This is a genomic window from Candidatus Ulvibacter alkanivorans (assembly GCF_003333325.1).
GTDB classification, from domain to species: Bacteria; Bacteroidota; Bacteroidia; order Flavobacteriales; family Flavobacteriaceae; genus Ulvibacter_A; species Ulvibacter_A alkanivorans.
The window spans coordinates 1-13,412 of record NZ_QOLC01000007.1; the positions used below are offsets into that span (position 1 = coordinate 1).

Annotated in this window: 15 protein-coding genes; 8 read left to right on the forward strand and 7 right to left on the reverse strand. The window is 39.4% G+C overall.

The annotated features are described in order from the left end of the window. Nucleotides 1–35: 35 nt before the first annotated feature. Both dnaJ and DWA30_RS00575 read right to left on the reverse strand, forming a co-directional pair. The gene (gene dnaJ / locus DWA30_RS00570) at nucleotides 36–1,163 is read right to left on the reverse strand and encodes a molecular chaperone DnaJ (protein ID WP_114490606.1); all 1,128 of its coding nucleotides are present in this window, start codon (nucleotides 1,161–1,163) and stop codon (nucleotides 36–38) included. Between the two features lies 1 nt (nucleotide 1,164). Next, complete coding sequence (locus DWA30_RS00575; protein WP_114490620.1) at nucleotides 1,165–1,719, reverse strand: nucleotide exchange factor GrpE; 555 nt, start codon at nucleotides 1,717–1,719, stop codon at nucleotides 1,165–1,167. Between the two features lie 160 nt (nucleotides 1,720–1,879). Here DWA30_RS00575 and DWA30_RS00580 point away from each other — a divergent pair, with 160 nt between their 5' ends. Then, a complete protein-coding gene (locus DWA30_RS00580) occupies nucleotides 1,880–2,545 on the forward strand; it encodes a YceI family protein (protein ID WP_114490607.1) in 666 nt (221 codons plus the stop codon). Between the two features lie 72 nt (nucleotides 2,546–2,617). Here DWA30_RS00580 and DWA30_RS00585 read toward each other — a convergent pair whose 3' ends face one another. The 3 genes from DWA30_RS00585 to DWA30_RS00595 form a co-directional block, all read right to left on the reverse strand. Continuing rightward, nucleotides 2,618–3,520: a TIGR01777 family oxidoreductase gene (locus DWA30_RS00585; RefSeq protein WP_114490608.1), complete on the reverse strand. Its 903-nt coding sequence runs from the start codon at nucleotides 3,518–3,520 to the stop codon at nucleotides 2,618–2,620. A gap of 128 nt (nucleotides 3,521–3,648) precedes the next feature. After that, entirely contained in the window at nucleotides 3,649–4,320 is a 672-nt protein-coding gene (gene mnmC2 / locus DWA30_RS00590; protein ID WP_114490609.1) for a tRNA (5-methylaminomethyl-2-thiouridine)(34)-methyltransferase MnmC2, read from the reverse strand. 6 nt (nucleotides 4,321–4,326) lie between these two features. Continuing rightward, a complete protein-coding gene (locus tag DWA30_RS00595) occupies nucleotides 4,327–4,836 on the reverse strand; it encodes a DUF4920 domain-containing protein (RefSeq protein WP_114490610.1) in 510 nt (169 codons plus the stop codon). 111 nt (nucleotides 4,837–4,947) lie between these two features. Between DWA30_RS00595 and DWA30_RS00600 the strand changes: the two genes are divergently transcribed. Further along, complete coding sequence (locus DWA30_RS00600; RefSeq protein WP_114490611.1) at nucleotides 4,948–6,021, forward strand: branched-chain amino acid aminotransferase; 1,074 nt, start codon at nucleotides 4,948–4,950, stop codon at nucleotides 6,019–6,021. A gap of 21 nt (nucleotides 6,022–6,042) precedes the next feature. Here the strand turns inward: DWA30_RS00600 and DWA30_RS00605 are convergent, their stop codons facing one another. Further along, nucleotides 6,043–6,429: a pyrophosphohydrolase domain-containing protein gene (locus DWA30_RS00605; RefSeq protein WP_114490612.1), complete on the reverse strand. Its 387-nt coding sequence runs from the start codon at nucleotides 6,427–6,429 to the stop codon at nucleotides 6,043–6,045. Between the two features lie 46 nt (nucleotides 6,430–6,475). Here DWA30_RS00605 and DWA30_RS13375 point away from each other — a divergent pair, with 46 nt between their 5' ends. The 6 genes from DWA30_RS13375 (at nucleotide 6,476) to DWA30_RS00635 (ending at nucleotide 11,203) form a co-directional block, all read left to right on the forward strand. Further along, nucleotides 6,476–6,664, forward strand: a complete 189-nt coding sequence (locus tag DWA30_RS13375) for a hypothetical protein (RefSeq protein ID WP_114490613.1) — start codon at nucleotides 6,476–6,478, stop codon at nucleotides 6,662–6,664. Nucleotides 6,665–6,829: 165 nt separating this feature from the next. Beyond that, nucleotides 6,830–7,480: a hypothetical protein gene (locus DWA30_RS00615; protein WP_136073113.1), complete on the forward strand. Its 651-nt coding sequence runs from the start codon at nucleotides 6,830–6,832 to the stop codon at nucleotides 7,478–7,480. 74 nt (nucleotides 7,481–7,554) lie between these two features. Beyond that, the gene (locus DWA30_RS00620; protein WP_114490615.1) at nucleotides 7,555–9,324 is read left to right on the forward strand and encodes a tetratricopeptide repeat-containing sensor histidine kinase; all 1,770 of its coding nucleotides are present in this window, start codon (nucleotides 7,555–7,557) and stop codon (nucleotides 9,322–9,324) included. Then, nucleotides 9,321–9,950, forward strand: coding sequence for a response regulator transcription factor (locus tag DWA30_RS00625; protein ID WP_114490616.1), 630 nt, complete (start codon nucleotides 9,321–9,323; stop codon nucleotides 9,948–9,950). Before DWA30_RS00620 ends, DWA30_RS00625 begins: the two co-directional genes overlap by 4 nt. A gap of 103 nt (nucleotides 9,951–10,053) precedes the next feature. Then, nucleotides 10,054–10,416 carry a helix-turn-helix transcriptional regulator gene (locus DWA30_RS00630; RefSeq protein ID WP_168421706.1) on the forward strand — a complete coding sequence of 121 codons (363 nt, stop codon included), beginning with the start codon at nucleotides 10,054–10,056 and terminating at the stop codon, nucleotides 10,414–10,416. Nucleotides 10,417–10,459: 43 nt separating this feature from the next. Beyond that, nucleotides 10,460–11,203: a thioredoxin family protein gene (locus tag DWA30_RS00635; protein WP_114490618.1), complete on the forward strand. Its 744-nt coding sequence runs from the start codon at nucleotides 10,460–10,462 to the stop codon at nucleotides 11,201–11,203. Between the two features lie 118 nt (nucleotides 11,204–11,321). On the opposite strand, the gene DWA30_RS00640 is transcribed toward DWA30_RS00635, so the two are convergent. After that, entirely contained in the window at nucleotides 11,322–13,361 is a 2,040-nt protein-coding gene (locus DWA30_RS00640) for a dipeptidyl-peptidase 3 family protein (RefSeq protein ID WP_114490619.1), read from the reverse strand. Nucleotides 13,362–13,412 lie beyond the last annotated feature (51 nt).

The window sequence follows — 13,412 nt, forward strand, 5'->3', positions numbered from 1 at the left end:
AATATATATAAAATAAATTAAAAATTAACTTTTAATTAAGAAAACATATCTTTCACCTTTTCAAAAAAGGATTTGTCTTCTTTTTCAGGTTTTGGTGTAAAATGCTCGTCTTGCATCATTTTTTCAAAAAATTCTTTTTGCTCTTTAGAAAGTGTTTTAGGAGTCCAGACGTTTAAGTGCACTAAGAGATCTCCACTTCCATATCCGTTGATACTTGGAATTCCTTTATTTCGCAATCGCAATATCTTACCACTTTGAGCACCTGCATCTATCTTAATTCGCACTTTACCGGTAACGGTATCGATCTCTTTAGAGGTACCTAGCGCTGCTTCGGAAAAATTGATATACAGGTCATAATGTAGATTATCGCCTTCACGTTGCAAAGATGGATGCGGCTTCTCTTCTATTGCGACCAATAAATCTCCGGCAATTCCGTTTCCGGGTGCTTCGTTTCCTTTTCCGGAAACTTTTAACTGCATTCCATCCACAACACCGGCAGGTATCTTAATTGAAACCGTTTCTTCGGTGGTAAGCATTCCTTGCGCATCTGCATTTGCCGGCTTTTTATCGATAATTTGACCACTACCGCCACATGTATTACAAGTAGCAGAGGTTTGCATACGACCCAGTATGGTGTTTTGCACACGTGTCACCTGACCGGAACCGTTACAAGTGCTACAAGTAGTATAGGTGGTACCTTGTGCTACCTTTTTTCGCTTTACTTTAATTTTTTTCTCAACACCGTTAGCGATTTCTTCTAACGACAATTTAACGCGAATTCGTAGGTTGCTTCCTTTGATGGTACGTCGTCCGCCACCACCAAAGCCGCTAAAACCTCCAAAGCCACCGCCACCGCCGCCAAAGGCGCCACCGAAGATATCTCCAAACTGACTAAAGATATCTTCCATGTTCATACCACCACCACTAAAGCCACCGCCACCTTCGAAGGCTTGGTGTCCATATTGATCGTAACGTGCTTTTTTATTCGGATCGCTAAGCACTTCGTAAGCCTCTGCTGCTTTCTTAAACATCTCTTCGGCCTTGGTATCACCAGGATTCTTATCCGGATGAAATTCAATGGCCTTTTTTCGATATGCCTTTTTTATTTCGGCTGCTGAAGCATTTTTAGAAATGCCTAATATGTCATAATAATCTTCCTTCATACTATTGTCCTATCACTACTTTTGGGTATCGGATAATTCGTTCTCCTAAGGTATACCCTTTTTCTATTACATCGATGATTTTTCCCTTTAACTCATCGTTAGGAGCCGGGATTTGGGTGACGGCTTCATGAATTTCGGCGTCAAATGTATCTCCTTCTTTTGTTCCAATGGGCTCTAGCCCTTTCTGGCGAAGTGTTTCACGAAACTTATTACTTATTAATGAGACGCCTTTTAACAATTCATCATCGTCTGCCTTCTCAATCTCTTTTAAAGCTCTGTCAAAATCATCTAATACGGGTAAAAGCGACGTCATTACATCCTGACTCGCAGTTTTAAACAAATCTAATCGTTCTCTTCCTGTACGTTTTTTATAGTTCTCAAATTCGGCAAAAAGACGTAAATAGCGCTCTTTCTCCTTCTGAAGTTCTTCTTCGAGCGAATTCTCATTGTCTTTTTTGTCGTTCTTCTGCTTTTCGTCCTTAGTCGCTGTGGCTGTATCTTTTTTCTCCTTTTCTTCGGCTACAGCAACGTCTTTGTTTTTATCTTTCTTACTCATCGATGAGATTCTTTTATTGTTTTTTTCTGAAGGAAGCAAAAGTACTGCCATTTGTAGAATAATGTCAAAATGTCACTGCATTATTTTAATAAATCTTTAAGAACATTCCGTTTACGGTTGAATATTTTTGTGGTACATATAAAAGCCAAAAAAACAGAATATGAAAAAAGTAGTTTTAAATATTGCCCTTGTCGCTTTTGCTTCTTTAGCATTTGTTGCTTGTAAAGACGATAAGAATAGTACCACACAAGAGGAACAAGAAGTCGTTGAAGCCTCTGAAGCTGCAGCAACCTACACGGTGAATACAGAAAAATCGGTAATTAAGTGGCAAGGTGAAAAGCCAACAGGAAGTCACAACGGGACCATTCAATTAGCATCCGGAACCGTTGAGGTACAGGATCAATCTATTGAAGCGGGAAACTTCACCATCGATATGAATAGCATCGTTGATCTAGATCTCGAGGGTGAGTCTAAACAAAACCTAGAAGCCCATTTAAAAGGAACCGTAGAAGGTAAAGAAGGTGATTTCTTTAACGTAACTGAATATCCAACTGCCACTTTTGAGTTGACCGGTGTTTCAGAACAAGACGGAAAAACCATGGTAAGCGGAAATTTAACCATGAAAGACCAAACTCATAACGTAACCTTTCCGGCCTCTGTTTCTTTCAACGAAAACACCATGTCTTTACAGAGTGAAACTTTTGCTATAGACCGTACCAAGTGGGGTGTAAACTACGGATCTAAGTCGGTTTTTGACAATCTTGGCGATAAGTTCATCAATGATGAAATCGAATTAACCATAGAACTTCACGCAAGCAAGTCTTAAGAACTTATTGTAAGAAATAAAATAGAATTCGGGCGGCCTTTGGCCGCCCGAATTTGTTTTACTGATAATGGTTTATAATAAATGATCTAATGCACTTTCTAGGTTATAATGCCTAAAAACGTAACCGTGCTCTTCGATCTTGCGTGAACTAACAAGCTGCCCTCTTAGTACTAAAATTGCCATTTCTCCTAAGACCAACTTTAAAATAAATCCGGGTACATTTGGCAACCACAAAGGGCGGTCTAATCGCGCTGCGATTTGTTTGGTTAATTTTTTATTGGTTACAGGATTTGGAGCCACTGCATTGAATACTCCTTCCAAATTATTTTTGATACAGTGCAAATAAATTCCGACGATGTCGTCCAGATGAATCCAAGATTGCCATTGCTTACCACTTCCAAGTGGCGCTCCTACATACGCTTTAATAGGTGCTACTATTTTTTGAAGGGCACTGTCTTCTTCAGAAAACACTACACCCGTACGTACTTTAGTAACTTCCATACCTAGGCTTTTAAACTGATCGGCCGCTGCTTCCCAGGCAAGTACTACTTCGGCAAGAAAAGTGGAATCGACCGCTGTTGATTCCTCGGTGTATAATTTAGTCTTAGAGTTGGGATAAATACTAACACCGCTAGCCGAAATAAAATATTGAACATCGTGCTTTATTTCTTGCAGGGTCTCAAAGAGCAAATTTGCAGTATGGGTGCGGCTTTCCATTATTTCTTGTTTATACGATTTAGTCCATCGTTTTGAAATGGAAGCGCCTGCTAAGTGAACAATTTTGGAAACCCCATCGAATGCTTTGCTATCGATCTCTTCGGAAGCAGGGTCCCAATAAAACCCTTTAAAATTGGGTTTGTCCTGTATTTTTTCTTTTGATGTTGTTAAGTAATGTACGGTGATCCCTCCCTCAATGCACGCTCTCGACAATCTGCCTCCTATAAGCCCGGTAGCTCCCGTAATTAATATTTTCATTGCTCTTTTTCTTTAAAAAGTACGATTTATCACTTAAAATCCCAATCTGTTTAACGGAACATTAGCATAGCTAAGCGCTATTAATAAACATCGATAAAAAAATGCAAAAAAAAATCAGATCAAATTGCTCACAACTTACTTGCGCGAAGCATTTCTTTTTTACCCGGAGGACCGGGTAATCGTTCTACAGTAAAACCTACTTCCTGCATGGCACGACGGGCATTTCCATTTGCAGCATAGGTAGTCAAAACACCTTCAGAAACCAAGGCATTGAACATACGTTGAAAAATAGGCACTGTCCATAAGTCGGGCTGTACACGTGCACCAAAAGCATCAAAATAGACGATGTCATATTGTTCGATATCTTCTATTTCTGAAAATAATTTTTTTTGTTTTCTCAATGAAAAGTGAGGTGTTAGCTCATGCATCTCTTCCCAAGAAGTGTCGTGAAGTTTAAGAAATTTAGATTTGCTAATAGATAGAAGTTCTGGGTAATTTAATTGACTAAGCTGCGAAGTTGCTAACGGATACGCTTCGACACCTGTATAGTCTACTACAAGATTAAGCGCTGCTGCTTCTAATGAGGTAAGTAATGCGTTTAATCCTGTACCAAAGCCAATTTCAAGTATACGAATAGGTCGATGTGAAGAATGGTTCTCTAAAAAAGCATGCAAGCCCATCTTAATAAATACATGCTGGGCTTCGGCGATAGCACCGTGTTTCGAATGATACTGTTCATCCCACGCCGGAAGGTGGATCGTAAGTGATCCATCTCCGGTCTTTAGGAATTCACGTTTCATGCTATTTTATTTTTCTGCCGGTATAAGCACACCATTAGAAACGAACGATAGGGTTCGTTTAGGCTCTGTGATAGCCGCGATCTCTTCCGGTGATTTACCGGCATCTTCAGCGTAATGACGTCGCTCATCAACGCTCATCTCTTCTACAAATGCTTTTCCGGATACTATAACTTCTTCCCCAGCAAGATCTTTCGGCATAAAAAAACCATAGTCCTTAAATTTAACCATAGCCTCTTGTTCGCCCATATCCATTTTCATCCAACACCCCTTGTTTTGGCATACTTCCTTAACTTCCGAAGTGAATTTTACTGCAACGGTATCTCCCGGCTTTAAATTCTTGTACTTTTCGATGATTTCTTCTTTTGAAAGCACATTATCGGAATCAATCTCATCACCAATCGAAGTGTAGTTCATAGCGATCTCTTGAGAGGCTTCAGTAGTGACCTCTTCTTTTTTTTCTTCTTTACAGCCTAGTAATACAAGCGCTGTAGCTAAAAATAAAACGAATTTGCTCATTGTAAGTTTTTCAGAATTTAATTAACTTATAAGATACTGCAATTTTATGAATAATTTACGTTTTTTAAACCCTTAATTTTAGTTAATTTTACCATCTTAACAACCACTTTCATGAGTTTAACGACATCACAGAACATCCATATAGACAAAATTGAATCTTCCAGAATTGATCAAGTTGACTTCAATAATCTTACCTTCGGGAACATTTTTACCGACTATATGTTTGAGTGTGACTATAAGGAAGGCGCTTGGCACAAGCCGACCATTAAGCCTTATGGCCCGTTGACCATTTCTCCGGCGGCCAAGATCTTCCACTACGGGCAAGCCGTATTTGAAGGCATGAAAGCTTACAAAGACACTAACGATCGTGTGTTCCTATTTCGTCCCGAAGAAAATTTTAAACGTATAAACAAGTCGGCCAAACGTATGGCCATTCCTGAGTTTCCTCGTGACATATTTTTTGATGCCATGCATCAAATTATCAATTTAGATCGCGCTTGGATCAAACCGGGAGTTGGTAATTCGTTATATATTCGTCCGTTTGTTATTGCGACACAGGTTGGTGTTTCAGCCTCGCCATCTAACGAATATAAATTCATGATACTACTTTCTCCGGCACAAGCGTATTACTCAGGTGCTGTAAAAGTGGTGATCGCAGAAGAATACAGTCGATCTGCTAATGGTGGTGTTGGATATGCCAAAGCTGCCGGTAATTATGGGGCACAATTCTATCCAACCAATCTCGCACGTGAAAAGGGTTTTCAGCAAGTAATTTGGACCGATTCTAACGAACATAAGTATTTAGAGGAGGCAGGAACAATGAATGTTTTCTTCCGAATAAACGATACCTTGATCACTGCGCCTACAAGCGACAGGATACTCGACGGAGTTACCAGAAAAAGTGTTATTGCACTCGCAGAACACGATGGTATCAATGTGGAAGTACGTCCAATATTGGTATCAGAAATTGTGGAGGCTGCAAAAAACAACGAATTAAAAGAAATTTTTGGTGCCGGTACAGCCGCCGTAATTAGTCCGGTTAGCGCTTTTAGTTACAAAAATGTGACCTACGATCTGCCAAACTTGGAAGCCGGGTATGCGTCACAATTTAAAAAGCGACTTACCAACATTCAGCATAATTTGGCAGAAGACCCGTTTAACTGGCGATATGAGATTTCCAAATAATGTTTTTCACTACGCAATAGATTATTTTTCCAGGATTTCTTGAATGTTCGGCTTAAAGTAATTTGGTCCTTTTAGCACTTTTCCATCTTCTCTATAGATTGGTTTACCGTCTGCTCCCAATTTACTCATATTACTCCGTTGAATTTCGTTAAATACTTCTTCGATCTTATGCTGCATACCGTGTTCTATAATAGTACCACATAAGATGTATAGCATATCTCCTAAGGCATCTGCCACTTCAACCAGATCGTTAGCATTTGCCGCCTCTAGATATTCTTCATTCTCCTCTCGCATGAGTTTATAACGTAACAAGTTTTTAGCTTCCCCAAGATCGGCAATTGGTTTTTCGTGACTTCCTAGTCCAAAGGCATCATGAAATTCACGAACGGCGGCAATTTTATTCTTCATAGTGTAATTTTAAGGTTGTATTTTTACAGACCAAAACTACGAATTTATGTTTAGTGAAAACCAATTGATCTTTGCTGTTTTATTTGCTATTGCGTTTGTAGCAATTATCATTGTTAGTTATCGCAAAGACAAAAAGTTGCACAAAAAGCATTACAAAGGAACCATCTGGGTACTATTGGGGTTTCTTGCTTTTATAGGCTTGTTGCTCTTATTAAAAAGCCTGCTAAGGTTTTAAAATTCAATACACATACTAAAATTTTGCGGTTATTACAACTTGTAAAATCTGTTTAATGGTTTTAAATTGACGAAATATACCCTGTAACAGGTATGTTGTGATCGACAGCTATTTTCGATTTTTACCAAAACCAATACCGAGATAATTATGAAAAGTAAAACCTCCATGGCAATCCTGCTTGCCGTTGTACTCCTCTTTGTAGGATGTGATTGCAGCACTTGCGAACAAGAATTAGAAACCACCAAAGAGAAGTTGGCCGCTTGCGAAGACAATAGGAATAATGATGACAGTAATGAGACTCGAGAGAACCTAACTGCTTTCAATTCGTATAACGGATATTACAATGCAGATGGTCTCTACATAAAAAAGATCATGGTCCCACATACCGTTAAAACGATCAAAGGAAAACCAACCTACTTGAGACCAGAGGTCAATTCTAACCTCACCAAAGGTATTAATGCATCTGGAACGTATGTGTTGTTAGAAATCCTAGAACATGGCAAACCGTATTATGAGGATATTAGCATGGAGCCACTTTTAGAAGACACCAACAGCGGTCTATTAGCAACCTATTTCACAGGATTCGATCCTACTTCGAACATAAAGGTGTATGTCGTTTCTATTCACGATGAAGAGTATGCCAGCAATGCAGCAATAATAGATTCAATCGTAGAGAACACCATGAATAGCTGTTCACTGCCCGGCGGTCTTGATGCGTGTTTAGACTCGATCGAACAACAAATTCAAACACACTACCAGCAGTTCCCTATCGTTCGACCAAAGACAGTAGGCGGTGGTATAGTTCCTCCTAAATAAAATTGAGATCCAGGGTTCAAATAATTGGGTTCATTGTATGCATCTGTTTTTGTACGATTACAAAGGCACAATCGGTGTATGTAGATTCGTTGTTGAGCGCCGGCAGGTATGACTTGGCTAAGGCGCAAATAACCCAAACCGAGTTCGACAATATCAATGAGCGGTTTTTATACTTCGGAAAGATCTACAGTACCCAAAGAGTGTTGGACTCTGCTTTCTACTACTTACTTAAGACCGACACCCTCGCGTTGTCGACAGCTCAAAAAGCGACCTATTATAAATATATGGCAGAGACCTTTGCGGCCAACAATGAAGAAGATGAGGCCTTCAATTACTTCCGAAGAGCACAACAATTTTATGAAGCGACAGAGAACAAACGAGCTGCCAACCAGATGAACTATGAACTGTACACAACACTTTCAGGACAAGAACATATAAATTTTAATAAGGAGGATTATCTGCTAGCTTTTGAAGAAACAGCAAAAACGAACAGCTATAATGATCAATTAGCAGATGCTTACGTCGAACATGCCATGAATTTTTACGACGCCGGTGATAAGGATCGAGGAGATGCGTTTATTAACAAAGCGATCACAACAAGTACCAGTAGTATAGCTCGCGCTCGAATTGAAACCATTAAAGGACTATATTTAGCAGAGGTATATGGCAAACTGGACTCTGCCGATTACTATTACGATCGAGTACTCCAAGTACAAAAAGATCAAAACTTACCCGATCCATTATTTTATACGTACATCAATAAAGCGTCGGTGTTCAAGCATCGAGATCAGTACGGTGCGGCAATCGATCTATTAAAGAAAGCCGATTCTTTACCCATTCGAAGCTTTCGGAAAAACAATAAGAAAATACTGTACAAGAATTTAGCCGATACCTACGAGGTAAATGGAGACAGCCTGAGCGCTTTAAAATACTTGAAATTACATTTAATTTATAGCGATAGCGTAGATATACAAGCACAAAATGTAAATCTAACGCGGTATCAGACCCAACAAAGGGAAAAGGAGCTTTTAATTTCTGAACAAAAAAAGAAACAAACCCAACAAATTGCGACAGGATTGGGTGCCGGTTTAGCAGCTGTTGCCGTTATTGGCGTATTAGTGTATAAAAATACCAGAAGAAAACAGCGTATTGCCGAACAGCAGCGAGAGATCGAAATACAAAAGAAAGAAAAGCTTTTAAAGGAGCAAGAACTCACTACCATAGATGCCATGATCGCCGGCCAAGAAAAAGAGCGACAACGTATTGCAAGCGATCTGCACGATAGTGTAGGTGCTACCCTGGCCGCCGCCAAACTTCAATTTAATCACTTACATTCCCAACGTCATAAAATCGATAATGAGGAAGAATTGTTTCTAAAGACCCGTACGCTATTAGACGACGCATATAAAGAAATTAGATCGATGGCGCATTTAAAGAATAGCGGTGTGATCGCGAAAAAAGGTTTGCTTCCGGCGGTCCAAAAGTTGGCTGAAAATGCTTCAGTCGCTGGTAATCTAACGATAGAAGTGCAAGATTTTGGTTTGGATGAACGATTGGACAATATGTTAGAGATCGCGATTTTTAGAATGCTGCAAGAACTAGTGACCAATATAATAAAACATGCAAATGCTTCCGAAGCAAGCATCTCTATAACCCAACATGATGACATCCTAAATATCATCGTAGAAGACAATGGTCGTGGATTCAATGCGTCTAATATTCAAGCAAAAGAAGGCATTGGTCTTTCGAGCATTGAACGAAGGATAGAGCATATGGAAGGAACAATGGAAGTAGACAGTACACCAAACAAAGGAACAACTATACTTATCGATATACCCTTATGATAACAGTGGCAATTGCTGAAGATCACCAATCGTTGGTTGATGGGATAGAACTTCTTTTAAAATACGAGGACGACATTACCATCGTAGGCATGGCCAATGACGGGGAGCGTCTGCTAGAGATTGTGCGAAAAAAACAACCGAAGGTGGTGCTCACAGATATAAAAATGCCGAAGATCGATGGGATCGCAGCAACGCGTATCATCAAGAAAGAGTTTCCAAGTATTGGAGTGATCGCATTTAGTATGTTCGACCAAGAAGAAGCAATTAGACAAATGCGCAATGCGGGTGCCTCCGGGTATTTACTTAAAAATTCGCCTTTAGAGGAGGTCTTAAACGCAATAAGAAGTGTTGCTCAAGGAAACGAATTCTACGATGCTTCAATCGATCTTTCGATACTTTCTCAAAGTTCAGAAACAACAAACAAAAAGCCGATACTTTCAAAAAGCGAGCGTGAAATATTGCAACTTATAGGATTGGGTAAAACTACGAGTGAAATAGCAGCACAACGTTTTACGGCTGTATCAACGGTTGAAAAACACCGAAAGAACATGATCCGAAAACTGGGGCTGTCCGGCAAAGGTGAATTGCTGCGCTATGCATTAGAGAAAAAATATGATTTCGAATAATAGATTAAAATATACCCTATAATGGGTATTTCATAGCTCTAAGGCAACCCATAGATTTGTTTTTATGACTCCCGCACAGAAAATTATATCGAGTATCGAAAAAATGAAACATGCCGATACACGTCTTTCTTCTAAAGAGACCTTACATGTTCTTAAGAGCTTGACCAAGGTTTCAGCCGAGTCGAAATTATTAGAAAAAGCCATTTATCTCATATTGTTAACAAAGAAACACGAGATTCAATTCGATACATTGAGCTTGCGTGAAAATCAGATCTTTCAACTTATTGGCTCCGATTTTAAATCTAAAGAGATCGCTTCGCTTTTAAATATTAGTGAATCTACCGTTGCTACCCATCGTAAGAACATTAGTAAAAAGCTGGGGATTACAGGCAAAGGAAATCTCAAGAACATAGCATATAAATTGACGCAAGAAAAACAGTATGAAAAAGCGAAAAATAAACTTTAACTTGACAATCAATAATTTTACATTACTAACTAATACTTTTTTTATGAAATTAACACTCACCTTACTTTTATTTTGCTTTGGTCTTGTGACTGTAGCTCAAACCGAAATTAACGATGATAACATCGAAGCCAAATTGTTTAGAGATGACAGCACTCCTGTAGTAGTCGACTTTTACGCTACATGGTGCGGACCTTGTAAACGAATGGACCCAATTCTTGCCGAGTTGGTGGATCGCTACGACGGTAAAGTAATATTCTACAAAATGGACGTAGACAAGAACGAAGCAGACGATGTGCTTGGTATCGAAAGCATCCCAACCTATTTATTTGTGCAAGACGGAGAATTAACACATATGGCTGAAGGAGCTATGCCCAAAAGCGATTTTATTAATTTAATAGAAGAAAGCTTTACTATGGCTTCCTCTAGTTCTAGTTATGCTAGCGGTGGTTCATACAGTGGTGGACAGCCGGACGACAGCGAATACAGTGATGCAAAGATTAACGCAATATGGAACGATTCTGGCGAACTTAATGAACTGGCATGGCATGCCTATGAAGAGCATGATGACATTGCAGCCCTATTAATTTCGATCGATCTTGTTAAGCGCTCGATCCAATTAGATGAGAACTCGTATAACACCGACACCTATGCTGCTCTATTATTCAAGACCGGCAAATATACCGATGCACTAAAACAGGCTAAACGATCTATAGAGTTGGCAAAATCGGATGGACGTGATTACAGTAGTACCACCCAATTAATAAATGAGATAATAGAAAAGTTATAAGGAGGAACACATCTTGAAAACAGTTACGGTAACAGCACTCCTGTAGTGTCACATCGTTCGACTAACTGAATTATACTTTAAAAAAAAGCCTCCTGTTTTAGGAGGCTTTTTTATTTGTTTAATTCTTGACAGGCAAATTATTGAATTTGTCACTGTACATCAGCATTTGTTCTTTAAAGCTTTCAGGTTGTTCTATTTCAAAACCTTCTATCTCGCCTTCATCATTCATCTTAGCGATAATCACCGGATTTACAAATCCACTATATGGAGGAGTTGTAAATTGTTTATTACGCTCCAATACTTCCGCATGTAACTCTTGATCCACTTTAACTCCGTAACCTTCTACCAACGCCTCAACTGCTTTATAATCTCCTTCCGACTTAATTCGCTGGGTCTCACGTAACAGCTCCCCAAAGATCTCACGTAGTTTGTCATAATCGGTAATGTTAAATGAGGTCTTACCATCTTTTACCACCTTTTCTATCACGTTCTCTTCTTGACCTCTTTCATACGCCCATGCACTTACCCACTGACGGTTTCGCATATGCGCCTCTTCAACATCGTCACCAAGATTTAAACGTATTAACTGAGTCATAAGGCCATTACGAATATATCCATCGTATGCTGCCATACCCACTTTCTTCCAGTCATCTACCAAGCCTAATTCTTGCAATTTTGGGCTGTACAAAAAGTATAGTCCAATTAGGTCTGCACGGCCTTCTTCTAAAGTGGAAGCATAATTTCTAAGTGTTTCCTTAGTTTCGCCTACTCCTGGATTCAACTGTCCCGAGGCATGTCCGATAACTTCATGAAGTGCCGTATGCAGCTTATCGGCCGTTTGCCCGTACTCCTCTTCCAACTCTAGTTCTTCTTCATCATGTACGAACTCTTTTAGACGACCCGAGCTTCCAGCGTTGTTATATGCCTCGATAATATTTCCTAATGAAACAGACTTACTTCCCACCTCCGCACGGATCCAATTCGCATTCGGCAAATTTACTCCAATTGGAGTGCTAGGGGAAGCGTCTCCTGCTTCACCTGCAACATTCACAACCTTATAAGTAACACCTACAACGCTGTCTTTTTTATGTTCTTCCATTAAAGGAGAGTTATCCTCAAACCATTGTGCATTTTCAGATAGCACCGCCATTTTTTCAGACATATCAAAATCTTTGATCTGAACAATGTTCTCGTAAGAACCTCGATACCCTAATGGATCGTTATAGACTTCAATAAAACTATTGATATAATCAATATTTCCTTCAGTAGCTCTTGTCCATGCTACATTATAATCATCCCAGGTCTGTAGATCTCCGGTCTTGTAATAATCGATCAATAATCCAATAGCATCGCCCTGTGCCTTGTTTTCTGCAACTCCCTGAGCCTTCTCCAGCCATACAATGATCTTATCGATGGCAGGACCATAAAGTCCGCCAGACTTATACACCAATTCTTTTAATTCGCCATTCTCTTTTACAAGTTTTGAATTTAAACCGTAGGATAATGGTTTTTCAGGGTTTGGTGATTTCTTTTGCGCATAAAAGGTCTCAACATCTTTATTAGTAACACTAGGACCGTAAAAATTCACAGCACTTTTAGCTACGTTGTCGATACCACTTGCCTGATTTACTTTCTTTGCATCTTTATCGTTAAAGATCACATCGAATGCTTCGCCTTCTAAGGTTGCATTTGTTTCTGAAAGCAAGGTTCTTAAATAATCGGCAGAGAACCCGGGTTTGATCTTGTCGTTAGAATAATGATGGTGAATCCCATTCGAAAACCAAACGCGCTTTAAATAAGTTTCAAAATTCTTCCAGTCCTCAGAACCCTTATCACCTTCATAAGATGTATAAACGGTTTCTAAGGCTTCCCGAATCTCAAGATTATGACGGTAATTTTGATCCCACATAATATCACGACCTTCCAAGCCTGCTTGTACTAGGTAGTAGACCAATTTTTGCTCTTTCAGGCTTAGGTCATCCCAGCTCGGGATTTGGTAACGTAAAATTCGTATATCGGCAAACTCTTCAACATTGTAATCAAAATCATCGGTTTGCACTTCGGCGATTTCCGGTTCGGACTTCTCTTTTTTATCATCAATACATGAAAAAAAGAGTAACCCGCTCATAGCTAGCGCTATAAATAAAGTATTTTTCATTGTTTAGGTTTTAATTTCCGACAAATGTAACAAATAATTACATGTGAAAAT

Excerpts from the sequence above, each read along its gene's own strand:
- dnaJ (WP_114490606.1), bottom strand. The coding sequence starts at position 1,163 with ATGAAGGAAGATTATTATGACATATTAGGCATTTCTAAAAATGCTTCA.
- DWA30_RS00585 (WP_114490608.1), bottom strand. The coding sequence starts at position 3,520 with ATGAAAATATTAATTACGGGAGCTACCGGGCTTATAGGAGGCAGATTG.
- DWA30_RS00600 (WP_114490611.1), top strand. The coding sequence starts at position 4,948 with ATGAGTTTAACGACATCACAGAACATCCATATAGACAAAATTGAATCT.
- DWA30_RS13375 (WP_114490613.1), top strand. The coding sequence starts at position 6,476 with ATGTTTAGTGAAAACCAATTGATCTTTGCTGTTTTATTTGCTATTGCG.
- DWA30_RS00625 (WP_114490616.1), top strand. The coding sequence starts at position 9,321 with ATGATAACAGTGGCAATTGCTGAAGATCACCAATCGTTGGTTGATGGG.
- mnmC2 (WP_114490609.1), bottom strand. The coding sequence starts at position 4,320 with ATGAAACGTGAATTCCTAAAGACCGGAGATGGATCACTTACGATCCAC.
- DWA30_RS00580 (WP_114490607.1), top strand. The coding sequence starts at position 1,880 with ATGAAAAAAGTAGTTTTAAATATTGCCCTTGTCGCTTTTGCTTCTTTA.
- DWA30_RS00630 (WP_168421706.1), top strand. The coding sequence starts at position 10,054 with ATGAAACATGCCGATACACGTCTTTCTTCTAAAGAGACCTTACATGTT.
- DWA30_RS00615 (WP_136073113.1), top strand. The coding sequence starts at position 6,830 with ATGGCAATCCTGCTTGCCGTTGTACTCCTCTTTGTAGGATGTGATTGC.
- DWA30_RS00575 (WP_114490620.1), bottom strand. The coding sequence starts at position 1,719 with ATGAGTAAGAAAGATAAAAACAAAGACGTTGCTGTAGCCGAAGAAAAG.
- DWA30_RS00640 (WP_114490619.1), bottom strand. The coding sequence starts at position 13,361 with ATGAAAAATACTTTATTTATAGCGCTAGCTATGAGCGGGTTACTCTTT.
- DWA30_RS00595 (WP_114490610.1), bottom strand. The coding sequence starts at position 4,836 with ATGAGCAAATTCGTTTTATTTTTAGCTACAGCGCTTGTATTACTAGGC.
- DWA30_RS00605 (WP_114490612.1), bottom strand. The coding sequence starts at position 6,429 with ATGAAGAATAAAATTGCCGCCGTTCGTGAATTTCATGATGCCTTTGGA.
- DWA30_RS00635 (WP_114490618.1), top strand. The coding sequence starts at position 10,460 with ATGAAATTAACACTCACCTTACTTTTATTTTGCTTTGGTCTTGTGACT.